We start from the raw sequence: 25,008 nt of genomic DNA on the forward strand, positions 1-25,008 counted from the left end.
CATCTCTTGTCAAGCTTCGAAATATGTGAAATTTAAGATACTTTAAAACAAAAGTAATTCAAGCATGTGCGACCACTCTTTTGATTACACATGCTTTCCTCAAAATAGATGCATATACTATTTACTCAGTAATTTTGCTAATTCTAATTCATCATGCAACGGGATTCCATCATTACCTACTATCGGAATCGAAGGTTTTACCTCACGAGCTTTAGAAACAGCATCTTGTATTACTTTCATAATACGGTAACCTCTCTTCTGATAAAACTTTAAAGCGTTGAGGTTATCATTTGTTGTAATAAGTGTGATTTTATTTATGCCTATTTGTTTGGCGAATAATTCAACTTCATTCATTAATTTAGTACCAATTCCATGCCCCTCTTTTATACTATCTAAAGAAATGACTTCTATTGAATCTTCATGGACTACATATGTAAGCAAACCTAAAATCGTGTTATCTACTTTGAAAATAAATCCATCTAATTGGCCACAATCATAGATTCCTGTAGAAATAATCATTTGAGCACTACCCCAATGCTCTTTAAAAAATTGAACAACCTGTTCTCGATTCGCTTTATTAATTGCTATTATTTGCATATTTTCCACCTCTAATCTCTACTTCACTTATCTATTCTGTGACGTCTTTACCTGACAGTTCAATCACTCTGGCCTTACCATTTAATACATCCTCACCATCGCCGCTAACACGCTGAAGCTCATCTCTAATTTCAAAACGCTAGCAATTTAATTTGGCGGTTTTTCGTATCCACGTGCACTTTCCCCCCAATCGGTAATGTCAAAATAGGCTGTGTATGACCAAAATCGATATCGTACATAACAGGGATTTGTTGCAGTAAAGGATGCTTATCCAAAATAAAATAAAGCTGCTCTTTTGTAACCTTCGAAACATTTTGGAAACGTCCGATTAATAACCCTTTTATGTTGCCTTCTATCTGTAATAACGATGTTAAATCTCTCGCAAATAGCTGTGGGTCGATTAGCTCGTCATCTTCCACAAACAAAATGCTATTGTGTAAATCTGGCATGTATTCGGTCCCCTGCAATAAATTCAAGGTACATAAATTCCCACCGATTAAGTGCCCCGTTGCTTCGCCCTCTGAATAAACCTTCCATTCACCGGCTTCATAAATACGGTTTTCTTGATCGATATACCAAGCATCATCACTCCACTGTTCTGAGGCTTCAAGTAAAAATGGCGTGTCATTCATTAATGCTTGTTGGAAAAATTTTGTTTGATACGCCTGCAAGCCTTCCATATCAAAACTTGAAAAATGAGGGCCAGAATACGTGATGAAGCCACATTTTGTATAAATTGCCGTTGCTAAGGCTGTCACATCGCTAAAACCGCAAAGTATTTTCGGGTTATTTTGGATGAGTTCATAATCAAGATAAGGGAGCAGTTCATTGCTATTAAAGCCACCAATAACAGTTAATATACCTTTTACATTTGGATCTTTAAATGCATCATGTAAATCAGCAATTCGTTCTTCAATTGATGAAGAATTTTGCAGGTCACATACCTCTATATTTTTACCAAAAGTAACTTTAAAGCCTAGCTTTTCTAAGTTCGATTGCGCCTTTACAATTCCTTCTTCTGATAATATTTTTACACTTCGGCTTGGGGCGATTACACGAATTTCATCCCCTACTTGTAATTTATTTGGACTTTTCATTATTTTTTCTCCTTTACACCGACTATTTCAGTCGTTATTTTATCTATCATCGTTGCTACATCTTCTTGCGCAATAACAATATTCGCAAGAGCCTGTTATTAATCGGTCAATCGCTGGTTGAACATCTTCCTTGATTGATTTGCCGTTAAAACAAACTGTTCCACCTCTATCAAAAACAAATATTCATTTCCTTCACTCCTTGCATTTAAGTATAATTATGGAAGAATATATTTGAAAAGGACCGGTGTCCCGTGAAATGACAAAATTTATTGAATTATTCGAACAAATTTATCAATATAAATTCCCAAACAACATTCTAGACAATCTACAAATGCGTACCTATCATGAAAAACAACCTATTTTAATCGTTGGAGAAAAAATGGATGGTTTTTACTTTTTAATAAGTGGGTCCTATTATGTAACAAGCCCAGAAAGTAATGGCAAAGAGTTATTGCTACGACGTTGCACTGCGCCTTCTATATTAGGAGACATTGAAATATTTCAGCAATGTTTGATTCAATCGAACTGTCTTGCAATTGAGCAATGTGCATTTCTCTTTGTACCAATTCAACTATACGATCAAACATTGAAGTTTGAAGCTGACTTTACAGAATTGCTTTTAAAAGAACTTTCATTTAAATTAAAAACTTGTACAACACTTTCTCGAGTGAATGCTCTATCTTCAGTTAATGTAAAGCTAGCTGGTTATTTATGTACAATTCATTCTGCTAAGAGCCCGGATGAATATTTAATCGTTCAAAATATAAAAGACGTGGCAGATTTGATTGGCACAACGAATCGGCATGTAAATCGTATACTAAAAAAATGGGCTGACGAACATATTATTATAAGATTAGAAGATTCCATCAAAATAATAGATTTTAATAGATTAGAAAAAATTTCTGAAAATATACGATATAAATAATTACCCAGCAGAAGCACCCGGACTGAGTGGAGCGAGGGAGAAGGCTGGAGCCGTGCCCGCGAAACGCGTCCGCCGGAATGGAAATCAACGCCCTCGAAGAAAAAGAGCTTCTTGGAACGAAAAATCGTTCCAAGAAGCTCTCTTTTAAAAATGGAGGACTTTTTCAGTGCCCTCGTACAATACCGAACTCAGTTCACCCGAGCTTCATAGATGAAATAACAGTGTCTAACTTTTATGGGTCATTTCAAGTAAGTAGGGTTTGGTTTGATACTTAATTTAAAACTTTCACTTTTTCACTGATTACATTATCTTCCGTGAAATCAGATAAAACTTGGATGAAAAGCTCACTCTCTACAAAAGATGCACCTGTATAATGGATTTCCCCGGTACCATCATCATTTCCGTATGCAGAATTCCAGCCATAGCGGTTCCCCACTGCATCAAAGAGAATGATATTCGGTGAGTGATCCGATGAAAGCCCGCTATAGAAAATGGTTGTGGAAATGGGTGTTGTAAGAATGCGTTCAATGACCAATTGCTCCCCATTTTCTAAGTGAATCGTTTGTTGTACTTCATGGACCGTCGTTTCCTTTTGAACCGTAAGCTGAGATGCCTTGATGTCAAATACCCACGGCTCTTGTAGCACTTCCCCTTCAAGTGTTTTTGTTTGTGGTGTATGCAAGTGACCATACGTAATTTGTACATCAAAATCAGCTGCAGCTACTGGCTTTGCTAATCGAACCTCGTTATAGATTGTATACATCGAACTGTTTTGTGCAATCGATTGTGCGGATGTCCCGTTCATTTCAACCTTTTCACCATTTATAAGGATACTAGGCATGAATTGATGACGATAAGAAAAATCGGTCGCTTCATTTTTATTAAATGTAGCACTAATCATGATTTTGTCGTAGTTCACAATCACTTCGTTTACTGTTAAATCGCCCATTGCTGTCGTATGCGTTTCACCAATCACCGTTTTGTAAGGCGTCCAATCTACTTGCTCCGTGACTTGCCAATCTTCTAGCACTGCTGCAATGAACGGCATATTGGCAATTGTTTGGTGATTCATCGCTAATAAGCCGATTGCCAGAGCCGCAGCCGCAACGCCCATTCCTTTATAAGGCTTCACTAATTTCAATTTCTTTTTCACGAGTTTTTGGACACGCTTTTTTTCATAATTCGTAAGCGGTGATACGTCATATTCACTTAAATCCATCATGACTTCATTTAACTCTTTATAAATGCTCATCTTTATAGCCTCCTTTTAACAGTTGGTCCTTTAGCTTTTTTCGTGTACGTGAAAGCTTATTGTGAACCCACGAAGGCTTCACGTGTAGCTGTGTTGCGATTTCATTCGTTGATTGCCCTTTAAAATAGTAGCTTTCAAAAAGTTGGCGCTCTTCAAACGGCAAATTAGCGAGTGCCGTTTGCCAATCGATTTCATCACGCTCCTGCTGCGGTATGCTATCTTGTAGCTCAGCTGTCGGTACGGCACGCTCTATTTTTCGTAGGGCATCAATTGCCTTAAATTTCGCAATGGCTGCTACCCAATTTTTGAATGTATTTTTATCAGGATCAAAGTCGTCGATATGATACCAAATCGCAATCGTCATATCTGCCATTGTTTCCTCTAATTCTTGCGGTCTACCAGCGAGATATTTGAGCGCAATCGCTTTCATGAGTCCCCCGTATTGTTCAAGTAACAATTTAATGCCTTTTTCTTGCTTTGATTTGATTAATGAAATTATTTTCTCGTCCATATGACACCTCATTTCAAAACGTTTTTCGCGAAAAATCCGTTCACTTTATCATTCGTTTTGAATTTAAAAATCTATCAAAAAAATTTAAACTTAATTGTACTGCTTATTCGACTTTTAATGTAACAGCTTTATTGTGAATGGAAAAGCAAAGTCTCAGGGATGCTAATGCACTACTCTAGGAACTTCATAAATTTGAATTAAGCTTGTCATTTTTAAGACACATAAAAAGCAAGTAAACGCTGATATAAAACGTTTACTTGCTTTTTGAATTCTTTAAAAATATTTAGTATTTACATAGGCATATTTAATGTAGCTATTCACATGTTATAAAAATACAATAAAAGCCAAAATCATCGCTAACACAATACGATAGATCGCAAACGGCATCAGCTTAATGCGTGAAATCAACTTTAGGAAAAATTTAATCGAAATTAAAGCAAAGACAAAGGCCGTCACAAAGCCTACTACATAAAAACTGATATGATCCATCGAGATGGCTTCCCAATTTTTTACGAGCGATAAGCCCGAAGCACCCATCATAATCGGCACCGCCATAATAAACGTAAAATCGGCAGCCGTTTTGTGATCTAATCCTAGTAAGACACCACCTGAAATCGTTGAACCCGAACGAGAAAAGCCTGGCCACAACGAGATACATTGAATCAGTCCAATTTTAAAGGCTTTCGCATAACCAATCTCATCTAGTGAATTAATAGAAGGCTTCCTAGGACCAAATTTATCCGCAATAATCATGAACACGGCCCCTACTAATAACCCAATAATCACGGTTTCAATACTAAACAAATGATCGTCAATAAAGTCCTCAAACAATAAGCCAAAAATACCCGCCGGCAAAATACCGACTGCTACATGGAAAATATTAAACTTTGTTGGTGTTTTCCCCTCTAGTTTATATAAACCAACAAGGCTTAAAATCCGTTTCCAAAAGATGAACACAACCGCTAAAATCGAGCCCAGTTGAATGACGATTTTAAACGTATTCGCGGATGGGCCACCTAAAAACTCATCTGTTTTCAACCATAAATCATCAAAAATAATCATATGCCCTGTTGATGAAACAGGCGCAAACTCAGTTAACCCCTCGACAACGCCTAAAATAAAGGCTTTCAATAACTCTACAAATTCCATAAGATCTCCTTTACATTCAATAATTATTCACACCATAATGACGTAAACCGTATTAATTGGTTTCTCACCTACAAATCGTTATAGTTAATTGGGGTATATGCACCCTTTTTAAAGGGATGTGCGTCTCATAAAGGATACCTAGATACGTAATACCACGAAACAACACGTACAAACCAGCTACGGTTTCGCTACTTTCACAATATTTATGTATACTCGTATCTAAAACTATTTTAAGGATAATACTATGGACCAACTCTTTTTAGATTTCGTGCAAAATGAAAGACCCTTTTCATGGCTTTATCAATTTTTAATCATGGCTTTTGTTTCTATGATTCCGTTTGCGCCTATTCCGGTAGTAGCAGCTTTTATTGCCAATAGCCATGACTTCCTACCAGGACTTCTTATTAATATGCTTGGCACAATGACTGGATCTCTCTTTTTATTTTTGTTAAGTAAAACATGGCTAAGAAGGGTTGCATTAACCTATGTGTCACAACAACAAAATTTGACGAAATACATTAAGCTCATTCAAACAAATGGCTTTTTGGCTGTTTTACTTGGGCGTTTAATACCGATTGTGCCGTCCGCAGGAATTAATTTAATTGCTGGGATTTCAAATGTTGGCCTCGTTGCCTTTGTTTGCGCAACAATTCTAGGAAAGTTACCCACGATTTTAGCCTTTTCACTTGCAGGGCATCAAATTGCTGCAGGAAACTGGGAAATCGTGTTGATTATCGCACTTTATTTAGTCGCATTATTGTTACTCGGAGGCAAACTAAAACAAAAATGGCGTAGCTAAAAAAAATAGTATTGAACAAGATTAAACGAACGGAGAAATTATATGACGAATGACTGGGAAAAAGATATAAATTCTCTTTCAAAAATTAAAGTTATTTCAAATCCAAATAATCAGCCGGTCACGATTCACGGGTCCGCTGAAAATCTGAAGTGTATTGGGGTTGGGACGGATGCAGCAGTGTTTCAGTCACTTTCAGCCCCCACGTATGCCTATAAACTATATGCACCAGACCAGAGAAGGAAAGCACAAATAGAAGCACAGGTTTATGAAACATTAGCACCTTCCCCTTCCTTTGCTACATGCTTTGCCTCAACGGATGAATACCTCGTATTAAGCTACGAAGCAGGCATCACACTCTATGAATGTATTTTACAAGGCATTCATATTTCACAGCAGGTAATGAGCGAGGTCGAACAAGCAAGAGCCTATATTCAAAGTAAAGGCCTGAATCCGCGCGATATCCATTTGAAAAATATACTCCTTCAAAACGGCAAAGCAAAGATCATTGATGTTTCTGAATACATGGTACCAGGAAATGATTATCGTTGGGAGTATTTAAAAAAAGGATATGATCAATACTATCATTTAATTGATGGAAAGGCTGTCCCCCTAAGATTTGTAGCAGCCATTGAAAAATGGTATAACGAGCAAGGTAAAAAGGATTCCTACGAAGTGCTTTCAAAAGCATTTTTAAAACTCCTCTATAAAAAATAGCGGTAGTAACGTTAATTAAGCTAGTCGTGATCAGTTTATCAAAAGGTACTGAGAAAACTGCAAAACTTCAAGTTGACCTTGGCTAACTAATGCCATTTTGTATAGTTAATACTCAGAATAAAAGTCACGAAATACTTTTGTTATCAGTATTTCGTGACTTTCTTTTGTCTACCCAAAATTTTTATTTGGGAATAGTATTTGGTTAATTCCTTATAAAATATGAATGAAAATGTTTATTTAATACTGTGAAAAATAAATGAGTTAGTTTTTGATGTTGCTTGTTTAAACTCCCAATCGCCATAAACTTGAATCTGAGAAAAACCTGCATTTTTTAATGATTGATAGATTGTTTCCTGTGTTCTAAATTTTAATTGCATTTTTTCATGAATAATTACTTCTCCCGTACGTGCTTTTTTCACCATTTCAAAAAACGTGTATACATCGTCTACGAATCCCTCATATTGTGTCCAAATTTCTAGAGGTTCACCATTCACCAAATCTATTGCGTGATCTGGAGTCATGTCCTTCTCCCACTGTTCCCACACTTTTGCTAATGGATTACGTGTATCAAAAATAAAGTGTCCTCCAGGTTTTAATGCTCGATATACATCATTAACGACATTTATCCAACTATCCTCCGTAAGAAACACTTGTGCAACATTCGCAGTCATTACAATCGCTTCAAACGCATTTGATTGTAAATTTGTACTATCGCCAACAATCCACATTACCTCTCCGGGACAAGCTTTACTTCTCGCATATTCAATTGCTTCTTCATTTGGATCTATCGCTGTAATTTGATAGCCAGCTTGTGCAAAATGTGTTGTCAATCGCCCGGTCCCACAGCCTAAATCAGCTATAGTTTTTACATTACTCTTCTTCAGTAGCTCTAAAAAAAATTCATCATCTTTGCCCCAACCATTAACCTGGTCATAAACTAGAGGTATCATTTAATTACCTACTTCCTAATCATACTCATCAGTCCTCAACATGGATCATTCCTTAGTTTCCAGACCACGTTTTAAAACATTATATCTTAATTTTCTGAAATAATATGAAGTTTATTTCGCAAGCTAAATGGATTTGAATTTTCGCGTAAAGAAAAATCTTCCTAACCCCATACATAAAACCATAATAAAAATCGAGACGATATAAGCAATCCTCCATTCATTAGGACTTTCTATAATCATCATAATAATTAAGGCGATAATCCCGAGACCAATAATAAATAAAGGAATTCTTAGCTTCGGCTTATATTGTTCAACCGTCACCATGTCACTCGAAAGAAACAGATTACTGATTGTTAAATATGTTGCCGCTTCTACTAGGTGAAACAACGTAAACGAGTATATAAAAAATAGGAATAGTGATACTTGCAGTTCGATTTTAAGTAAAAGTAGCGCTAATGGAACACCCAAAATTAGATTCACTACTATTCCGGCCATTCCAATATGAAAAAACTGCTTACTCGTTAAAAATTGGGCTCTCTCTATGTTAACTGGTTGAGGTGTTGAGAAAAATAAATAAAAAGGCACGTTCACATTAAATGGATTTCCTTTGCAATCGTATTTACTATACATGAGTCCATGCCCTACTTCATGTAACCAAATTACCGTATATAGTGCCCCATATCCAACTAGAACATTTAAAATTAACATCGTTTTGTTTCCTCCAATCCTATTTATTTACAATTAATAGTGTATATTAGGAAAAGAGGAACAAAAAGTGCTTGAATTTCAATAAACTGTTCCCCTTTAGGAGGAACCTTTCTATGCATTATGAATTACGCTTATTTGATTTTTTCAATGAACATGTCCGAAAAGAAACATCCGTTGATGAACTTGCGCAAATTTGGCATTGCTCGACACGGTATGCGAAAACCATTGTAAAAAAAATGCAGCAGCTAAACATTATAAAATGGGAAGTGACAAAAGGGAGAGGGAAAAAACCTTTTATTACGTTACTGCAATCAAAGGAAGAATGTATTATTCGCCTATTTATTTCATATTGGGAGAAAAATCAATTTGAAGAGGCCTATTCTTTAATCGGTAAATATCAAATGTTCCAAAATCCGATCATTCAAAATTGGCTGCAACAGCAGTATGGCATTCAACAAAATGAACAGTTACAGCACATACTCCGCTTGCCTTTTTTTAATCAAAACTTAACAGTTAATCCATTACAAGCACTATCGAATTGGGATGCACATTTAATTAAGCAAATTCATGAGCCTCTATTTAAAGAAAATGAAGCGACTGGAGAAATTGAAGCCAATTTATTGTTTGATTATGAAACAACCGATTATAAGAAATGGCGACTTATTTTAAGAAAAGACGCTTATTTCCATCATCTAAAACCTGTTTGCGCTGAAGATATCCAATTTTCACTCGAACGCCTCGCACAATTGGCAAAACCTTATTTTGACTATGAGCAATTTGAAATTGTACATGCCTTAGAATTAACGCTCACTTTATCAAAACCATTTGCACTATTACCAGAATTATTATCATCGTTTCGAACCGTCATTTTACCTAAGGATACGCCTGATGGGACGATTGGCTGTGGACCATTTATGTTAGAAAAATCCTCCCCATATTTGGTTAAATTAACAACCTTTAATCGTTACTTTAATAAACGCCCTTATCTTGATGGCATAGAATTTATTTTTGACAATAATGATACTGAATTCGGTATTTCATATAGTCCCTATGCGCACGACATCCCGCAGAAAGAATTACTTATGCAACAATTTGGCACGGATTATGCTGTCTTAAATATGCAAAATGGTCCGCTTCAAAACGATAAAATGCGAGAAACCGTTTATGCGCTTATTCAGCCTGAGGATTTTATTAAAAATACGATGACTGAAACCATTTCGACAAACTGGTTACCTATTCACAAACAACACTTATCCGCTACCATTCATTGTATTGGAAATGATTTTCCTACTTTATCAATCGGATACCAATATCTTTCATCCGATGTAAATTATTTGGACAAGGCACTGATTCTTCAAAGTAAACTCAATCAATTTGGTATAAAAACTGAGTTAGAACGTATTGATCTCTACAAAGATAAATCAGTGGACTCTTCAATAGATATTTTCATTGGTGGCGCAACATTTGGAAAGCAAAGTATCCTTTCTATCCTGAATATATACTTCACCCAACCGAAAGCCATTTTATCCTTTTTAGATGAGTACCAGCGAAACCGATTGATACAAAGCCTTGAAAAAATTTATACAACTAAACTACAGTCATTGGATGAGGCTACTTTAAATGAGTTAGTAGAACAAACGCAAAAAATCTACTGCTTAAAAATGCTAACACACCGCCAACAACGTATGTATGTTCGAGAGGATTTTATATACAAAAATGTGAAATTTGATTCAAATGGTTTTATTCAATATAATAAAATCTATTTTAATGGAAAATAGGTTCACAAATGTGAAGTTAATCCCAAAATGAAACATATAAATCACCCCCAACTCACTTGAATTGGGGGTGCTTTTTCGAGTAAGTTTTCCATCAGGTGCCACCTCCTTGTGTATTAGACTGTGGAAAATTGGATTTCGTTCGAGTGGTATGGGAATTTTTTTATGGAACTGAATCTGATGAAGGTTAATGTAGCGGTCATCCGAAGATACTAAAAAACGCCTGGTGCTAAACCAAGCGCTACACTACATACTGTTCTCTCTACAAAAACGCTACATTTATAAATCGCCTTTACGCACGAGATATTTGCCTTTTCCGCGCGAAATAGTCGGAATCACTGCATCAAATTCTAACGGTTGCTCGAGATCTTCCTTGCGCAAAATCGGAAAATTATACTTCATAACCTCTCCACTTTCCGCATTAACCGCTTTTATAAAAGCACCGTCCGTCATTTGAATCCGGTAAATAAAGCGCATCTCGTCCTCATCCTTCTCTGTTTTCCCGTACACCTTGCCCCACTCCAGTTGCACTTTTAAGCCTTTTAGTGGCAGTAATTCTTTAATAGGCTTAATCGCTTTTGGCTCAAACTTTTCGATATCTTCAACCGTTATATTCGGTGCTGAAAGCATCAAAATGCTGCCCGTTTTTTTACAAATATTCATATGGAAAAATTCATTTTCAACGGAAAATCCATTCTTCTGCACGACAAATCGGAAAAAGGCGCGGTTTTCCTCGATGTACTCTTCATCTTTTATCTCTACATGTAAATAGGGTGTATACTCCGGATAGTACGTTTGAATAAACTGCGCGGCAATTTGTAAACATTCCTCTTCAAAAAGCTTCGCCTCACCTTCGATTTCAGCAAACCAAATGAAACTATCCAAGCGCTTCGTACGTTTGTTCACTTTTGCCTTTACCCGATTTTCAAATTTACTTTTCATGTAAGAGTCGTATGATTTATCTTTAGAATCTTGCCAGCCTTTAGGACGCCAATTGAGCTCTTCATACGCTTCATCCATGCTACCTTCTTCATATTGCTCCCAATTCTCATTGATGCCAACGATTTCTTCAATTGTATCTTTTTTCGGCAGTGCTTCTACTTTTGGAAACGGCACATAGCTTCGCTTTAACTCAACGTCGTAATCATATAACGGTTTGCCTGTCACTGCATCATAGGACTGCGTTAATAGCTCTGACTCATAGATCGCATATATACCTGGAACGGAAGCATATTTTTTATTAAAGCTTTCAGCACAAAGTGACCAGTCACCTTCGTACAATGTATTTAAAATACGCTCAGTAGGATAAAGCTCCTTTGGCATTTCTGGAGGATTTTCCATGTAGCCTGTATAGGTGAAATAAATGACCTCACCTGAATCGGTGACTTCAATTCGACAATAAAAACCGTCTAAAGGAAACCCGCTAACAACTTGCCCATACTTAAAACTTGTACTCAATTCCTTTTTCTTTTGTTCTACCAGTGTATAATACGAAAGTGCTTCCGGGTATTGTTCACGTAGCAGTCGCTCGGCGATTTCAAGCTTCATCTCTTCAGTAATCGGTGTACCTTCTTTTGTCGGGGTTTTCGCAAAATCATCAAGTCGCCCTTTGTCATCTAATCGAATAAAAACGCCTTCATCCTTGCTTTGCCCTTTCCACATGAACGAAGTGATTCCATCCTCATGATAGTCTTCAAGTTCTAGCTCATAGTGCGCAGGCACATTTGCATATTGCTGTGCTAAGTCAAATAACTGCTCTTTTAACATGCGTTTCACATCCTTTTGTTGTAATGGCTGTTGCATTGTTTCCTCTAGCTTTAGGCGTAGCGCTTTTCTGCCGCGATGCAGATGCATTTTAATCGTGTTGTTTGGCTTCCCTAGCATTTCCGCGATTTCAAACACTTTAAAATCATAAAAGTAATGCAAGACAATCGCCGTTTGATAGTCTTTTTTAAGGCTTGCAACCGCATTATGTAACGCGCTGTAATCGTCACTGTTTTCCTGGTCTAGTAACTGAAGCTGTTCCATGATTTCTAGCTCTAACAGCTTCGTACGTTCCTTTTTCTTTATTGCAAAAAAGCTTTCACGAATTAATATTTTGTAGAGCCATGTCGCAAAGTAGTTCGGTTCCTTCAGCTGAGCCAGTGCACCGAACGCTTTGATGAACGTTTCTTGCACAATATCTTCCGCGTCCTGCTTATTTTTTATAAATGTATAGGCTTTAGCGAGTAATCTAGGTTTATGCATCGTTGTTAAGTGCCCGATCGCAATCTCATCGCCAGCAAGTGCTTGTTGTATGTATTGATCCATTGCATTCCCTCCTACTAACTTAGAGTACGGTTTTAGTGTAAAGGTTTCATTTCACGAAATATTTTTAAAGCTCATCACTAAAACATAGATTGTTTATTTAAGTTTATAATATTTTCAGCCTTTATGAACTGAAACATTAACCAAAGATTTGGACACGCGCGGAAGTCGTTGTGCTGATGACGAAAAAAAGTACGCGATGTCAAAAAGACACGCGTACTTTTTCATTTATTTTGAAAGTGGTCGGCTATTCTTTACAAATAATGAACCAATCAAGCCAATAATCCCTGCTACTAATACGGCATAGAATGCATAATGAATACCATGAGCTAAAAATTCTAGCTGATTAGTTGCGCCGAATTCCGCAATATAATTTTTCTGACCTGCAGTAAATAGCGTAATGGCAATCGCTGTACCTGCAGCACCTGCAACTTGGTTTAGCGTATTCATAGCGGCTGAACCATCCGCATAGAAGTGTTGTGGTAATTCATTCATCGCATTCGTTTGCGCAGGCATAATTGTCATGGACACCCCTAAGAAAAGAATGCATAATGTCACAACCACTTGCCAAATTGGTGTTGTAGCAGAAAGCGTTACAATAAAGAGAATCGCGGCAACCGTAATGAGTGTAAATCCAATACGCGTGAAGATGCGTGCGCCGACTTTATCAAAGTTCGAGCCAACGATCGGTGACATCACAATATTTAAGAAGTTGGCCGGTAACATCAGTAACCCCGCAGCAATCGCTGTATAAGCTAGTACACTCTTTAAGTATATTGGAATTAAAATAGCTACTGATAAAATGATAAATAATGTTGCGAACATTAACAATGTACCAAGTGTGAACATTGGATATTTAAACACACGTAAGTCAATCATTGGCTGTTCCATGTTAAATTGTCGTACTGTAAAGAATACCAGTGCCAGTACACCCGCTACTAATGGTGCCCACACAAGCACATCTGATAATGGTGCTTCTGCAAGTGATGCTAACGCATACACAATGCCACCAAATGCAACTGTTGATAACACTAGCGATAAAATATCAATTTTCGGCTTAGTAATAGTTGAGACATTTTCCATTTTAGGCGCCCCGATTACTAATAAAATGATATTAAATGCGATCATAACAACGAAGATATAATGCCAGCTTGAAACACTAATAATTAAACCGCTTAGCGTTGGCCCTAGTGCGGGTCCGGCTGTAATAACTAAACCAACGATTCCCATCACTGCTCCACGCTTTTGCATTGGGAAAATCATAAGCACAACACTAAACATTAACGGTAAGAAAATCCCCGTCCCAATTGCTTGAATTAAACGACCGATTAATAAAACCGTAAAACTTGGGGCAATCGCTGCAAGTAACGCCCCTAATGTAGAAATAACTAATGCACCCACGACTAATTGACGCGTTGTAAACCAACGTACTAAATAGGCTGATAGTGGTACTAAAATTGCTAAAACTAATAAATACCCTGTAGTCAGCCATTGTCCTGTACTTGCACCAATAGAAAAGTCTTCCATAATGTTTGTCAGCGCCATATTTAATGCTGTTTCACCAAATAAACCGATGAAAGAACCAATCATTAAAATAGCAGCCATCCATTTTGGACTTTTTACTTGTAAATGAGACTCCATATATAACTCCCTATTCGTTCTATTTTGACATACTTACCTTAGAATACTATTTAAAATATTCGATCTAAAATCTAATTTTTTAGGTTTTACGAAGTTTCATAAGTCTAGGTGCTACTATACAAGAACCGCATGCTACTATCAATACTATCCAACTAAATCGCCAACCGAAAAGACACAGTTTAGACACTTTTATGTAAATATTACCCTTATTTTCCTGTTCTCTATTTTTGTAACTCTGCCAATTACAAAAATAAAACGCTTACTTTTAGATTTCAAACCCCATATATAATCATGTTTGTGCTCATAAACATATATGAGTGCTAGGTTTTAGCGTGCAATAAAAAGTTGCGTTACCGATTCCATAAATTTTTCAATAGTTTAGTTGACAAATCAGCTGAAATCAGCGCAATTTATTTTACAGAAAAATTAAACTTTTGGTGTCGTTATCCATAATACGGTAATTTACAGCTCCTTAACAAGGAAAAACTGCCCCAAAAGTATTTACTAATGAGACAGCCCTTTATTCTTATAAATGTTTTACCGTTTGAAAAATAGCCTTACTGTCTGCTATTTCACTAATAACCGCGACACCATTTGCACCAGCTTGACGGACTAAATGGCTATTTTTCGTTGTAATCCCACCTATCGCAACAATAGGAAACTTAAAGTGTTCTTTTCTTGCAGCTTTTAAAAATTGCAGGCTCGACTGGATTACGTCTACTTTTGATTTTGTTGTAAAAATCGGACCGATGCCTACATAATCTGCACCGTTTGAAATGGCTTCATTTAATTCTGTTAATGTATGAACAGATACCCCAATGATTTTTTCAGGACATTTTTTTCGAAACGCAACCATTCCTACATCATCTTGCCCAACATGAATTCCATCTGCATCGAGTGCTAACGCTAATTCCACATCATCATTGACAATGAAAGGTACCTTATATTGTCGACAAAGCTTTTGACAGTCCTTTGCAAACTGCAGATAGGCTGCACCTTCCAAGCACCCTTTGCCTTTTTCACGTAGTTGAAACATGGTCACACCTGCTTTTAAAGCTTCCTCTAAAATCACTAAAGGTGCTTTCTCATGGCAATTGATTGTGCCCATAATAAAATATTTATCCAGATTAAAAGACATGTACCGCTTGCTCCTTTTGTAATTGCTGATAGGCAAAATGATTTGTTGGACCAAAGCCTTGTCCGATATTTAACGGATGTTTGATGGCTGCATCGACAAACCGTTTCCCTTCAATAATGGCCTCTCGCAACTTCATGCCTTTTGCTAATCCAGCAGTTAACGCTGCAGAAAATGTACAGCCCGTCCCATGTGTATGCTGTGTTTCAAATCGATCTGTTTCTACATAAAAAGGTAATTCGTTTTGCTGATAAATCGCATCTGTTGCTAAATTTCCTTGAAGATGTCCACCTTTGATGACGACACATTTTACACCTTCTTCAAGTAAAATGTGGGCTGCTTTTTCAATATCTTGTTGCGTTTTAATTGGAATGCCTGTTAGTACCTCTGCCTCTGGAATATTTGGCGTACAAACGGTTGAAAATGGTAATAAATATTGCTTAAACGCAGAAACAGCTTCCTGTAATAATAAGCTTTGTCCGCCTTTTGCAATCATAACTGGATCAATGACTAATGGGATGTTTGTTTCTTTTAATTGAACCGCAACTGCTTGAATAATCGATGCGTCAAATAACATCCCTGTTTTTATGGCTTTCACATCGAAATCAGCTAAAATAGCTGCAAGTTGCGCTTCAACAAATGCTGCCTCTATTGGATAAACGCCATGGACACCTAACGTATTTTGAGCCGTTAACGCCGTAATGACAGAAGTTCCAAAAACCTTTAATTCCTGAAAGGTTTTTAAATCCGCTTGAATTCCTGCTCCGCCACCACTATCTGACCCTGCGATTGTACATGCGATCATCATTTTACCTCCGACAAACGTTCTAACTCATTTAAGAATTGCACTTGGTATGTTCCAATTGGTGCGAATGCCTGTTTAGCAGCATGCTTATAATCTAGTAGTAATGCTTCTAAATCACGTAAAGGCTCTTGGCTACTTGCCAATAAAGCTGCACTTATTGCACTAAGTAAACAGCCTGCCCCTGTAATTTGTGTGATTTTCTCATGTCCGCCATCTATACACTTAACATTGACACCATCTGTTAAAATATCGTGTTTACCTGTCACAATCACAAGACACGAAAAACGCAATGCTGCTTCTTTGGCAAGTTGTTCAATATTCGCATCACCTGCGCCACAATCTACACCATTTGCTTGCCAATTCGCTCCTACAATAGCAGCTAATTCACCTGCATTACATCGTAAAAGTGTGATCTGCTTATTTGACAACATCTGTCGTGCTGTTTCCAATCGAAATGCACTTGCACCAGCTCCTACTGGGTCGAACACAATCGGAATATTTTTCTCTTTTGCCGTTTCAATCGCTAGTTTCATCGATGCTACGGTACGTGCATTTATTGTACCAATATTAATAAGTAACGCATCGGAAATTTGAACAATGTCAGCAACTTCTTCAATCGCATCTGCCATAATAGGCGAAGCGCCGACACTTAAAAGTCCGTTCGCTGTAAAATTCATCACAACGGTATTCGTCATGCAATGAACGAGTGGACGACGCGTGCGTATAAGATTCAAGCTCATTGGTACACCTCCTGCCATAAAACATCTTTACTTTTTTCACAAAATTCCATTCTTACTTCCTCCTTTTGAGGCGTAAGCAAAAAAAGGCACCCCTACTCAAAAGTAGAGATGCCTAAAAAAGTGCATATGTGTGCACTCATTGCTCCCTACGCCCGTATTAACGGTCAGGTTCTAAGGGTCAGGTTTTAACCTTCTCAACACTAGGTGTCCCCCCGCAATTAAAAAATTTGCAAAAGAAAAGCCCTCCAAATAGATGGAGAGCATCACGTACGAATATTAGCTTGTACATTTTGCTCCCTACGTCCGTGTTAACGGTCAGGTTCTAAGGGTCAGGTTTTAACCTTCTCAACACTAACGTGTCCCCCTGCAAATTCATTTAATTAATTTCAGTCTAAGGCTTAACCGCTCATAATGCAACCTTATTTATAGTTAATTTTTGGATTTCATTCTGGCGATTCAACTAAATTCATCCAACTAATTTACCGCACGTAACACCAACAGTATAAAAATCGTAAACAATGCAATGAATGTCATATGGCGCCATTTAAACATTTCAAGCAAGCCGATAAACTCACGTGTAAAGGCATTTGGCACATAGTAAAAGGCGGTTTTCGAGCCAACCCCATTGGCCTTTAGTTTCGCTTTGCGCGCATAAAAACCGGCACGTAAAATATGATAATTGTTTGACACAAAGATGCCGCGCGCTTTTTCACCAAATCGCTCGATGATGATCTTTTTAGAAAACTGCATATTTTCTAAGGTTGTTGTCGACTGGTCTTCCATCACAACCGCTTCGTCTGGAATTTCCGGGTAGTGCTCATGAATGTATTTTTTCATCGCATACGCCTCCGCTACTTTTTCATCACTACCTTGACCTCCCGATGTAATAATGAGTGGACGGCCATGATATTTCTTGTATTGTTGAACAGCTTTGTTAATACGGCTCGCAAGTAAAGGTGGCACACGGTCGCCAATTAATCCCGAACCTAACACAATAATATAATCCGGCGTATAGTGAATCGGACGCCAATTATAAAGCACTGCGTATATCGCGGTTGCCGAATACATCATCGTAAAGTAAACAAATAGCCCAAAAATATAATAAAATGCGATTTCACTATACACATTTTCACTAATCGTGCGCATCGAAACAATATAATAAATGAGCACCATATTAATGGCGACTCCAATCAGGCCAAGAAATAAATTGGACTTTTTACGCCCTTCTTTTTCAAGCAACACCTTACTATTGAAGTATGTTAATACGGATAACGTCGCCATAACTAGCGGGATAAATGCAAATACAAACGCGTAGCTCGTTACATTTAATACTTGTTCACTAAAGTTCGTATTAAAAAATATTTTTTCTGTATAATAAAGCAGCTCTACCAATACAATCAGCGCCAGTAAAAAAATATTCGTATACCACCGTGGCTCGATGATAAAGAGCGCAATCACGATGAAAATTAAAAATGCCAAAATCCTTCCTCCTGTTCAACATCACTCTAAAATAATATTATACAATGTCTATTCCCGCTGGAACATCAAATTATCCAGTTCCTCTTTTTATTAAAAATTTATCATTCCCTTTTAAACTTTCCTTCCACCCCGAACCGTCTTATAATTGTCGACAGAATCAAAAAGGAGCTTCAAGGAATGATGGAACCATTAGAAGATAAATTTATTACATTTATTCGCACGCAGCAACAAGCACTCTATAGACTCGCGTATAGCTACACAAAAAACGAGCAAGATGCGCTGGATGTCTTGCAAGATAGTATTCAAAAAGGTTGGCTGGCGCTAGAAAGGCTGACAAAGCATGAGCAAATGAAAAGCTGGTTTTATACGATTTTAGTACGCACCGCGATTGATTTTCTTCGCAAGCACAAGCGTTTCGAGCTCATTGGAGACGATGCGCTCCTGCAACTATGTGAGCAGGATACATATGACAATTTTGATTTGCAGCAGGCACTTTATCATTTACCGCTCCAGCTACGTGAGGTTGTTGTGCTGCGCTATTTTGAGGATTTAAAACTCGAAGACGTCGCACATATTTTGGCTATTCCACTAAGCACAGCGAAATCGCGGCTCTATAAAGCATTAAAGCTCTTAAAAATCGAGCTCGAGATGGAGGAGAATTAGGCCGATGGATGACAAATTAAAAAAACTACACGCACACTATAAGGACGTACCCATTCCAAGTGAGCTAGAGGTGATGATTGAAAAAAATTTACAACGCCCACCTAAGAAAAAACGCAAGCTACCGATTTTTTTAACAGCTGTAGCGGCTGCAGCAATATTATTCACAGTGGGATTAAATACAAATCCGGCCATGGCGAAAAATTTAGCGGATTTACCGGTAATTGGCCCCGTCGTTCAGGTACTGACATTTACCAAGTATGAGATGGTAGACGAGGAATATACCGCAGACATTCAAGTGCCTCAAATTTCAGGCTCTTCTGCTGACATCGAGGCGTTGAACAAGAAATACGCTGAGGAAGGCAAGGCACTCTATGAGCAGTTTAAGGTAGATATCGAGGAAATGGAAGCGGGAAATATGTCCTTAAATAGCGGCTATGTAATCGAAACCGATACCGATGAGCTATTGTCATTTGGTCGTTATGTAGAAGTCATTGTCGTATCACGCTCAACGGTGATGCAGTATACGACGATTGATAAAAAGGCGGAAACGGTCATTACATTACCAAGTCTATTTAAAGATGATCGCTATCTCGACATTATTAGCCGTTATATTGAAGATGAACTGCGCAACCGTATGATTGAAACACAAGGCTCTGACATGTACTGGATTGGTGGTACAGCGTATCATGATGAATCATTTGGTGTCTTTGAAGGCATTACACCGGAGCAAAACTTCTATATTACCGAAGCTGGCAAACTGGTGATGTCCTTTGATGTATATGAGATAGCACCAGGTTTCATGGGGCTTGTAACCGTTGAAATTCCAACCGAGATGCTGCAAGATGTACTAATGAGCAACAAATATATTAAATGATGTTCCCAAATGAAAGTAAGCCAAAGCCCCCATTCAATTGAATGAGGGGCTTTGGCTATTTTTAAACAGTATGTCCTCAAAAGAGCTAGCGCAACCGTTGAAGTGTATTACCCAGCTGTCTTCTATCTATATTTCAATTTTCAATTTGTTTATCATTTACATAATTTAAGTATTCTTGAGCTTTAATGAATTCCTCTTGTGACTCTGCAGGTATTGCAGTGACGTCGGGAGCACTTGAGACTCCTAGTTGTGCCATAGTCGTTTCATAGGTAAATAAGGCTTGAATGTATTGTTCGTATTCTTCAGCAGTTAAAACCTCTTTGCTTGATGGTAGTCCGTTTAATTTGTCAAAGTATGGTTGAATATCATACATTGCTGCTTTAATTTCTTCAAATTTTTCTGCAGGGACTTGAGAATAATCTATGTTTCCATTTTTATCACCATAGTCCAATTTTGCACTTGTAAAGACACTTAATAAATTTTTAAATTGTTTAAACTCATCTTTTCCTAGGTCACCTTTTGCTTGATCGAGCTTTGCATTAAATAATAAGTAACTTTCCATTGTAATATTTATTGCATGTTTTTTTAAATTATCAAATGAGCCATATAAATCATCGGCAAGTAATGCTTGATAAGCAAATGCACCAGTTGGAAGCATTAAACACGCAGACAGAACAGCTATTGCCAACCGCTTTTTTGTAAAACGCTTCAGCTTTCCACCCATTTCAGACTTTGCTTTATTAATGCCCAATTTACTTCTTTCATGAATCTCTATAGGGATTTCAATTTTTGATAACTCTCGCTTAAGATGATTATCCATAGTTTCCTACCTCCTTTAAATTTTGACGAAGCTTATCTAAAGCACGGTATAGAACAGACTTTGCGGTTCCAAGTGGGATGTCTAATATCTCTGAAATTTCCTTTAGTGTACGATCATCGTAATATTTTAGTAAAATGACACTCTTCTCATCCTCTTTTAAAGTATCAATCAGCATTTGTAAAGATAAAGTAAGTGAAATATCTTCATCTTCTGAACCAGTAAGCACTTCAAAATTTGAATTTAGCGGAATGACCTTTTTGTTTTTATTGATTAAGTTCAATGCACAATTAATCGTAATTTTCATGAGCCAAGTCTTAAAATACTCTGGTTTTTTCAATGTACTAATTGTCTTAAATGACTGATAAGCTACTTCTTGAACAAGATCTAATGCATCGTCTTTATTTTTTACATAGACATAAGCCATTCGATAAATATCTGCTTCGTACTGCTGGAAAAGCATCAAGTAGGCTTTATCATTTCCTTTTTGTGCTTTCTTTACTAAACGTTCAAGTTTCATCTTAATTCCTCCTTTCGATTTGGTTTTACATCTATTAGACAAACGACAAGGTGATTTGGCTTAAATTTTTTCAAATAATTTTATGTAATGCACATTGGGAAGGTTAAATAAATGTAGACTTTGTAAAATAACACCTAATCAAATCGCTTTGATAAAGGTGAACGTAAACCAACCCATTATGAATGACTAAAAAGCTGCTCGCTAGCAATGAACGGATTTCCGATTTCATGCTGTGCAGCAGCCTTTTGATTTCTTATATTTCCTGCGCTTCTTTCTTTTCTTGCATATAGCCGTATACACTTTGAACAAATATCCAAAGCCAGTAGAGAAGCACCATACTCGATAAAATTAGAAGTGCAAGCGAATAAACATACGGCATATACGCGTTCTGCATTTGATTTAATGAATTGAAAATATTTAAAGTCATAACCAAAATAAACAAGACACTTAATACATTCGTATTCACGAGCCCTCTGCGCATACTTTTCAAGCGCTCTTTTTGCTCATACGTAATGCGCGGCTTCACTTCTCCTACTTCATACGGTTTCGACCAGATCGAAATATGCCACATCAGCGAACTGTATAAATGCTTCGCTGTCCAACCACTTTCACTGTAAAATAACAAGGCCGCAGAATTTTTCGGCTTTTCGTTTAAAATTTCGTAGCTAATACACGCGGATTCTCGCGGTTTGAAGTAAAATGACATTCCTTTCACATACTCCAGCTCATACCCTTGGGCAAACATGCGCTCTAGCCAACGCTTCGTTAAGAATTGTACATACATCCAACCGACTCTTCTTTTTCGAATCGCATGCAACGCCACTTTAGGGTCTATATTTAAATACGCCTTTTCTTTCGTGTGATACCATTTATTTAAATAAAGGCTCGCACACATAAATAGCACAAATAATACGAGAAAAGCACTAAGATAAAAACCCGTGCCAAAACGTAGCGCCATCAACACACCAGCTGCTGTATTTAAATAGAAAAATAACACGAGTAATAGCACTGTCGCCAACATATAATGTGTACGAATTCGCTGAAATACCTTTTCCCTAGAAGAAAAACGCGTTGGTGCCTCCCCTTCATACACCGTCCAATTGTGCGCTTGCAACAGTTGTTTCCAGCCGCCTTCAACATACAATCCCTTTGGACTTTTATAGTCAATTAAATAACGCTTCACTTGTGAATCCACTCGTTCAAATGTGAATAATCGAAGTAACGGCTGCAATTGTTTTAAACGATAGCCCGCTTGTAACATTTCCTCCAACCACTTTTCAGTTTCTTCGATTCGGTAACTCCAAAAAGGTCGAAACTTTTTCATCCTTTTTCCTCCCTACTTTGTGAAATCAATCGATGCATTTCCTCGATTCGTGCAATTTCCCTAGCTAAAATTTGCTGCCCGAGCGCGGTGATCTCATACAACGTTTTTCGATCTTCATCTGAATAATGCTGAATCAATCCATCCTTTTGCATTTTCGAAATCGTTCCGTAAATCGTGCCAGAGCCTAGCAGCAGTCGACCGCTTGTTACATCTTCAATAAACTTAATAATGCCGTAGCCATGACGCGGTTCGGTTAACGCATACAAAATGTAAAAGGCTGTTTCCGTCATAGGCTGGTATTTTTTTAATAACGATTCCATCTCATCACCTCTATGTCACACCTCGACATATGTCGTAGTTCGACTATATCACAGCGCGACATATAAAGTAAACATTTACCATGTAAAATAAAGCGTTTGTAAACGATTCCCTGAAAAACAAAAAAGCCTGGCGATTAAACCAAGCGTGTACTACATTATGCTGTTCTCACGACAATATCTCTCTTTTTCTAAATCCAATGCTTCAAACCTTCGGAAACAGCAGTTGAATCGTAAAACCGCGCTCATATTCTGATTCAACCTCGATATCAATTTGTAAATCCTCACATAATTTCTTCACTAAAAATAGCCCCATCCCCGTAGCTTGCTTTTGATTCGTTGTATTTCCGGTAAATCCTTTATCAAATATAAAAGGCAAGTCCGACTGTAGGACACCTAAACCGTTATCAGAAACTTTGATGTAATAGCGGTCTTTTTCACGATGAATACCCGTTTCCAGCCAAATCAAGCTCTCACTACCGACGTTTCGATATTTAATCGCATTCACTAGTAACTGGGACAAAATGAATTGAAGCGCTCTTTCATCTGATACGATCGGGATGTCCTCGATGTTCGCCTTTACCTCCATTTCCTGCTCATCCAATAGCGATTGCAGTTCTAGTAGTACATCTTCAAAGCACTCCACAATCGACACCTTCTTCAAGCTATAGTCCACATGCGTGGCTTGAAGCTTTGCATAAAATAAAATGCGTTCTACGTGATCATGAATCTTAATTTTTGCATGATTCAACCGTTGATAAACTAGTGGGGACATTTCGTCTTTACGATTTTGTAGCACGAAATGGACTAAAGAAAGCGGTGTTTTGATTTCATGTACCCAATTCTCAATAAACGACTCATAGTCAACGGACTGGGATTTTGCCTCTTGTAATTCATCATGCAACTGGCGTAATTGCTTAGCTAAATCCTGAACTGGTATGTTGTAGCTGTCCCCGATTTCTTGCTTAAACATGGCTTCTTGCTCCACCGAGGGCTCGTTTAAAAATCGATAAAACGCTGTTGTTTGCTTCTGTTGCTTTTTTCGTGTAAAAACTATCCCGAGTAAAATGCTAAAAACGGTAAAAATAAGCATCGTCATGACGAGCAGCCCAAATGTTTCAGGATAGGCAACCCATGCTAAAAATATAAAAAATCCACTATTTACACATAGCAACCCAATCCAGTGACGTGATTGTTTTAAAAGAGCGGGCCAATTTGATTGCTTCATCCTTACTCACTTCCTACTAATTGATAGCCAATGCCTCTGACCGTTTTAATATGATGTGACATGCCTACTTTATCTAATGTTTTGCGTAGTCTTGTCATATTGACCTGCAGTATATTTTCATCGACAAATTCACTGCTTCCCCAAAGTTCAGCAAAAAGCTGTTCCTTTTTCACAACCGCTGGGGCATGTTTTATTAACAGCTTCATAATGATGCCTTCATTTTCAGACAGGGACAGGGAATCGTTGCCAACATATAAGACATGTGTCTTCGCATCGTATTGAAAAGCACCCCACGTTAACAATATTGGCAGCTTGGCATATAATTGCTCGAGCTTTTGCACGCGTGCGATGAGTCGTTTCGGATGGCAAGGCTTTGTTAAAAAATCATCGGCCCCTAGCTCTAATGCGTGCAATTCGTCTTTTAGCTGATCGCGCGCAGTTAAAATTAAAATCGGGCCAATTCCCTTTTCCTTTAACGTACGACAAATTTGAAACCCCGATAAGTTCGGCAAATTTAAATCGAGCACAACGAGCATAGGATTTGCCGCAATAATATCTTCAACCGGGGTATCAAAAGAAGAGATACTCACGACCGAGTACCCCTCCTTTTGTAAAATGCTTTGTAATTCTTCACGTAAGAAAATGTCATCCTCTACAATCACGATATTTGTCATGACATCA

General features: G+C 37.6%; 25 protein-coding genes and 2 riboswitches. Of the genes, 6 read left to right on the forward strand and 19 right to left on the reverse strand.

Annotation, left to right across the window (positions count from 1 at the left end; genetic code table 11):
- Window positions 1–117: 117 nt before the first annotated feature.
- On the reverse strand, window positions 118–597 hold the full coding sequence (locus tag NSQ62_RS12430; protein WP_341320449.1) for a GNAT family N-acetyltransferase: 480 nt from the start codon (window positions 595–597) through the stop codon (window positions 118–120).
- A gap of 131 nt (window positions 598–728) precedes the next feature.
- Entirely contained in the window at window positions 729–1,694 is a 966-nt protein-coding gene (locus NSQ62_RS12435; protein ID WP_341320450.1) for a S66 peptidase family protein, read from the reverse strand.
- A 256-nt stretch (window positions 1,695–1,950) separates the two neighbouring features.
- Between NSQ62_RS12435 and NSQ62_RS12440 the strand changes: the two genes are divergently transcribed.
- Entirely contained in the window at window positions 1,951–2,619 is a 669-nt protein-coding gene (locus NSQ62_RS12440) for a Crp/Fnr family transcriptional regulator (RefSeq protein WP_341320451.1), read from the forward strand.
- A gap of 271 nt (window positions 2,620–2,890) precedes the next feature.
- Here NSQ62_RS12440 and NSQ62_RS12445 read toward each other — a convergent pair whose 3' ends face one another.
- From NSQ62_RS12445 to NSQ62_RS12455, 3 genes are all read right to left on the reverse strand, one after another.
- The gene (locus tag NSQ62_RS12445) at window positions 2,891–3,871 is read right to left on the reverse strand and encodes a hypothetical protein (protein WP_341320452.1); all 981 of its coding nucleotides are present in this window, start codon (window positions 3,869–3,871) and stop codon (window positions 2,891–2,893) included.
- Complete coding sequence (locus NSQ62_RS12450) at window positions 3,858–4,382, reverse strand: sigma-70 family RNA polymerase sigma factor (protein ID WP_341320453.1); 525 nt, start codon at window positions 4,380–4,382, stop codon at window positions 3,858–3,860. Before NSQ62_RS12450 ends, NSQ62_RS12445 begins: the two co-directional genes overlap by 14 nt.
- Before the next feature lie 324 nt (window positions 4,383–4,706).
- Window positions 4,707–5,531: an undecaprenyl-diphosphate phosphatase gene (locus tag NSQ62_RS12455; protein ID WP_341320454.1), complete on the reverse strand. Its 825-nt coding sequence runs from the start codon at window positions 5,529–5,531 to the stop codon at window positions 4,707–4,709.
- A 244-nt stretch (window positions 5,532–5,775) separates the two neighbouring features.
- Here NSQ62_RS12455 and NSQ62_RS12460 point away from each other — a divergent pair, with 244 nt between their 5' ends.
- Window positions 5,776–6,330 (forward strand): VTT domain-containing protein, encoded by a 555-nt coding sequence (locus tag NSQ62_RS12460; RefSeq protein ID WP_341320455.1) that lies wholly within the window; start codon window positions 5,776–5,778, stop codon window positions 6,328–6,330.
- 42 nt (window positions 6,331–6,372) lie between these two features.
- Window positions 6,373–7,044 carry a serine/threonine protein kinase gene (locus NSQ62_RS12465; RefSeq protein WP_341320456.1) on the forward strand — a complete coding sequence of 224 codons (672 nt, stop codon included), beginning with the start codon at window positions 6,373–6,375 and terminating at the stop codon, window positions 7,042–7,044.
- Between the two features lie 233 nt (window positions 7,045–7,277).
- On the opposite strand, the gene NSQ62_RS12470 is transcribed toward NSQ62_RS12465, so the two are convergent.
- Window positions 7,278–7,994 (reverse strand): class I SAM-dependent methyltransferase, encoded by a 717-nt coding sequence (locus NSQ62_RS12470; RefSeq protein WP_341320457.1) that lies wholly within the window; start codon window positions 7,992–7,994, stop codon window positions 7,278–7,280.
- Between the two features lie 123 nt (window positions 7,995–8,117).
- Complete coding sequence (locus tag NSQ62_RS12475; RefSeq protein ID WP_341320458.1) at window positions 8,118–8,702, reverse strand: hypothetical protein; 585 nt, start codon at window positions 8,700–8,702, stop codon at window positions 8,118–8,120.
- A 113-nt stretch (window positions 8,703–8,815) separates the two neighbouring features.
- Here NSQ62_RS12475 and NSQ62_RS12480 point away from each other — a divergent pair, with 113 nt between their 5' ends.
- Window positions 8,816–10,480, forward strand: a complete 1,665-nt coding sequence (locus NSQ62_RS12480) for an ABC transporter substrate-binding protein (RefSeq protein WP_341320459.1) — start codon at window positions 8,816–8,818, stop codon at window positions 10,478–10,480.
- A gap of 276 nt (window positions 10,481–10,756) precedes the next feature.
- Here NSQ62_RS12480 and NSQ62_RS12485 read toward each other — a convergent pair whose 3' ends face one another.
- The 6 genes from NSQ62_RS12485 to NSQ62_RS12510 all read right to left on the reverse strand — a co-directional run bounded on the left by NSQ62_RS12485 (window position 10,757) and on the right by NSQ62_RS12510 (window position 18,584).
- On the reverse strand, window positions 10,757–12,787 hold the full coding sequence (locus tag NSQ62_RS12485; protein WP_341320460.1) for a sigma-70 family RNA polymerase sigma factor: 2,031 nt from the start codon (window positions 12,785–12,787) through the stop codon (window positions 10,757–10,759).
- A 225-nt stretch (window positions 12,788–13,012) separates the two neighbouring features.
- Complete coding sequence (locus NSQ62_RS12490; protein ID WP_341320461.1) at window positions 13,013–14,425, reverse strand: DHA2 family efflux MFS transporter permease subunit; 1,413 nt, start codon at window positions 14,423–14,425, stop codon at window positions 13,013–13,015.
- 526 nt (window positions 14,426–14,951) lie between these two features.
- A complete protein-coding gene (gene thiE, locus NSQ62_RS12495) occupies window positions 14,952–15,563 on the reverse strand; it encodes a thiamine phosphate synthase (RefSeq protein ID WP_341320462.1) in 612 nt (203 codons plus the stop codon).
- The gene (thiD, locus tag NSQ62_RS12500; RefSeq protein WP_341320463.1) at window positions 15,553–16,368 is read right to left on the reverse strand and encodes a bifunctional hydroxymethylpyrimidine kinase/phosphomethylpyrimidine kinase; all 816 of its coding nucleotides are present in this window, start codon (window positions 16,366–16,368) and stop codon (window positions 15,553–15,555) included. The genes thiE and thiD overlap by 11 nt, the downstream gene beginning before the upstream one ends.
- Entirely contained in the window at window positions 16,365–17,105 is a 741-nt protein-coding gene (gene thiM, locus NSQ62_RS12505) for a hydroxyethylthiazole kinase (protein ID WP_341320464.1), read from the reverse strand. Before thiM ends, thiD begins: the two co-directional genes overlap by 4 nt.
- Before the next feature lie 126 nt (window positions 17,106–17,231).
- Window positions 17,232–17,329: riboswitch (TPP riboswitch) on the reverse strand.
- 53 nt (window positions 17,330–17,382) lie between these two features.
- Window positions 17,383–17,481, reverse strand: a riboswitch (TPP riboswitch).
- Window positions 17,482–17,579: 98 nt separating this feature from the next.
- Window positions 17,580–18,584 (reverse strand): YdcF family protein, encoded by a 1,005-nt coding sequence (locus NSQ62_RS12510; protein ID WP_341320465.1) that lies wholly within the window; start codon window positions 18,582–18,584, stop codon window positions 17,580–17,582.
- 177 nt (window positions 18,585–18,761) lie between these two features.
- Here NSQ62_RS12510 and NSQ62_RS12515 point away from each other — a divergent pair, with 177 nt between their 5' ends.
- Together NSQ62_RS12515 and NSQ62_RS12520 are read left to right on the forward strand one after the other, a co-directional pair.
- Window positions 18,762–19,247, forward strand: a complete 486-nt coding sequence (locus tag NSQ62_RS12515; protein ID WP_341320466.1) for a sigma-70 family RNA polymerase sigma factor — start codon at window positions 18,762–18,764, stop codon at window positions 19,245–19,247.
- A gap of 4 nt (window positions 19,248–19,251) precedes the next feature.
- Entirely contained in the window at window positions 19,252–20,121 is an 870-nt protein-coding gene (locus NSQ62_RS12520) for a DUF3298 domain-containing protein (RefSeq protein WP_341320467.1), read from the forward strand.
- 133 nt (window positions 20,122–20,254) lie between these two features.
- Here NSQ62_RS12520 and NSQ62_RS12525 read toward each other — a convergent pair whose 3' ends face one another.
- From NSQ62_RS12525 to NSQ62_RS12550, 6 genes are all read right to left on the reverse strand, one after another.
- Window positions 20,255–20,941, reverse strand: a complete 687-nt coding sequence (locus tag NSQ62_RS12525) for a DUF3600 domain-containing protein (protein WP_341320468.1) — start codon at window positions 20,939–20,941, stop codon at window positions 20,255–20,257.
- Window positions 20,934–21,458, reverse strand: a complete 525-nt coding sequence (locus NSQ62_RS12530) for a sigma-70 family RNA polymerase sigma factor (RefSeq protein WP_341320469.1) — start codon at window positions 21,456–21,458, stop codon at window positions 20,934–20,936. The genes NSQ62_RS12525 and NSQ62_RS12530 overlap by 8 nt, the downstream gene beginning before the upstream one ends.
- Before the next feature lie 253 nt (window positions 21,459–21,711).
- Complete coding sequence (locus tag NSQ62_RS12535) at window positions 21,712–22,782, reverse strand: DUF2812 domain-containing protein (protein WP_341320470.1); 1,071 nt, start codon at window positions 22,780–22,782, stop codon at window positions 21,712–21,714.
- Complete coding sequence (locus tag NSQ62_RS12540; protein WP_341320471.1) at window positions 22,779–23,102, reverse strand: PadR family transcriptional regulator; 324 nt, start codon at window positions 23,100–23,102, stop codon at window positions 22,779–22,781. The genes NSQ62_RS12535 and NSQ62_RS12540 overlap by 4 nt, the downstream gene beginning before the upstream one ends.
- 202 nt (window positions 23,103–23,304) lie before the next feature.
- Complete coding sequence (locus tag NSQ62_RS12545) at window positions 23,305–24,327, reverse strand: HAMP domain-containing sensor histidine kinase (RefSeq protein ID WP_341320472.1); 1,023 nt, start codon at window positions 24,325–24,327, stop codon at window positions 23,305–23,307.
- Between the two features lie 2 nt (window positions 24,328–24,329).
- Entirely contained in the window at window positions 24,330–25,001 is a 672-nt protein-coding gene (locus NSQ62_RS12550; protein ID WP_341320473.1) for a response regulator transcription factor, read from the reverse strand.
- Between the last annotated feature and the right edge of the window lie 7 nt (window positions 25,002–25,008).

The sequence above is a fragment of the Solibacillus sp. FSL H8-0523 genome, from assembly GCF_038051985.1.
GTDB lineage: Bacteria > Bacillota > Bacilli > Bacillales_A > Planococcaceae > Solibacillus.

Excerpts from the sequence above, each read along its gene's own strand:
- NSQ62_RS12430 (WP_341320449.1), bottom strand. The coding sequence starts at position 597 with ATGCAAATAATAGCAATTAATAAAGCGAATCGAGAACAGGTTGTTCAA.
- NSQ62_RS12435 (WP_341320450.1), bottom strand. The coding sequence starts at position 1,694 with ATGAAAAGTCCAAATAAATTACAAGTAGGGGATGAAATTCGTGTAATC.
- NSQ62_RS12440 (WP_341320451.1), top strand. The coding sequence starts at position 1,951 with ATGACAAAATTTATTGAATTATTCGAACAAATTTATCAATATAAATTC.
- NSQ62_RS12445 (WP_341320452.1), bottom strand. The coding sequence starts at position 3,871 with ATGAGCATTTATAAAGAGTTAAATGAAGTCATGATGGATTTAAGTGAA.
- NSQ62_RS12450 (WP_341320453.1), bottom strand. The coding sequence starts at position 4,382 with ATGGACGAGAAAATAATTTCATTAATCAAATCAAAGCAAGAAAAAGGC.
- NSQ62_RS12455 (WP_341320454.1), bottom strand. The coding sequence starts at position 5,531 with ATGGAATTTGTAGAGTTATTGAAAGCCTTTATTTTAGGCGTTGTCGAG.
- NSQ62_RS12460 (WP_341320455.1), top strand. The coding sequence starts at position 5,776 with ATGGACCAACTCTTTTTAGATTTCGTGCAAAATGAAAGACCCTTTTCA.
- NSQ62_RS12465 (WP_341320456.1), top strand. The coding sequence starts at position 6,373 with ATGACGAATGACTGGGAAAAAGATATAAATTCTCTTTCAAAAATTAAA.
- NSQ62_RS12470 (WP_341320457.1), bottom strand. The coding sequence starts at position 7,994 with ATGATACCTCTAGTTTATGACCAGGTTAATGGTTGGGGCAAAGATGAT.
- NSQ62_RS12475 (WP_341320458.1), bottom strand. The coding sequence starts at position 8,702 with ATGTTAATTTTAAATGTTCTAGTTGGATATGGGGCACTATATACGGTA.
- NSQ62_RS12480 (WP_341320459.1), top strand. The coding sequence starts at position 8,816 with ATGCATTATGAATTACGCTTATTTGATTTTTTCAATGAACATGTCCGA.
- NSQ62_RS12485 (WP_341320460.1), bottom strand. The coding sequence starts at position 12,787 with ATGGATCAATACATACAACAAGCACTTGCTGGCGATGAGATTGCGATC.
- NSQ62_RS12490 (WP_341320461.1), bottom strand. The coding sequence starts at position 14,425 with ATGGAGTCTCATTTACAAGTAAAAAGTCCAAAATGGATGGCTGCTATT.
- thiE (WP_341320462.1), bottom strand. The coding sequence starts at position 15,563 with ATGTCTTTTAATCTGGATAAATATTTTATTATGGGCACAATCAATTGC.
- thiD (WP_341320463.1), bottom strand. The coding sequence starts at position 16,368 with ATGATGATCGCATGTACAATCGCAGGGTCAGATAGTGGTGGCGGAGCA.
- thiM (WP_341320464.1), bottom strand. The coding sequence starts at position 17,105 with ATGAGCTTGAATCTTATACGCACGCGTCGTCCACTCGTTCATTGCATG.
- NSQ62_RS12515 (WP_341320466.1), top strand. The coding sequence starts at position 18,762 with ATGATGGAACCATTAGAAGATAAATTTATTACATTTATTCGCACGCAG.
- NSQ62_RS12520 (WP_341320467.1), top strand. The coding sequence starts at position 19,252 with ATGGATGACAAATTAAAAAAACTACACGCACACTATAAGGACGTACCC.
- NSQ62_RS12525 (WP_341320468.1), bottom strand. The coding sequence starts at position 20,941 with ATGGATAATCATCTTAAGCGAGAGTTATCAAAAATTGAAATCCCTATA.
- NSQ62_RS12530 (WP_341320469.1), bottom strand. The coding sequence starts at position 21,458 with ATGAAACTTGAACGTTTAGTAAAGAAAGCACAAAAAGGAAATGATAAA.
- NSQ62_RS12535 (WP_341320470.1), bottom strand. The coding sequence starts at position 22,782 with ATGAAAAAGTTTCGACCTTTTTGGAGTTACCGAATCGAAGAAACTGAA.
- NSQ62_RS12540 (WP_341320471.1), bottom strand. The coding sequence starts at position 23,102 with ATGGAATCGTTATTAAAAAAATACCAGCCTATGACGGAAACAGCCTTT.
- NSQ62_RS12545 (WP_341320472.1), bottom strand. The coding sequence starts at position 24,327 with ATGAAGCAATCAAATTGGCCCGCTCTTTTAAAACAATCACGTCACTGG.
- NSQ62_RS12550 (WP_341320473.1), bottom strand. The coding sequence starts at position 25,001 with ATGACAAATATCGTGATTGTAGAGGATGACATTTTCTTACGTGAAGAA.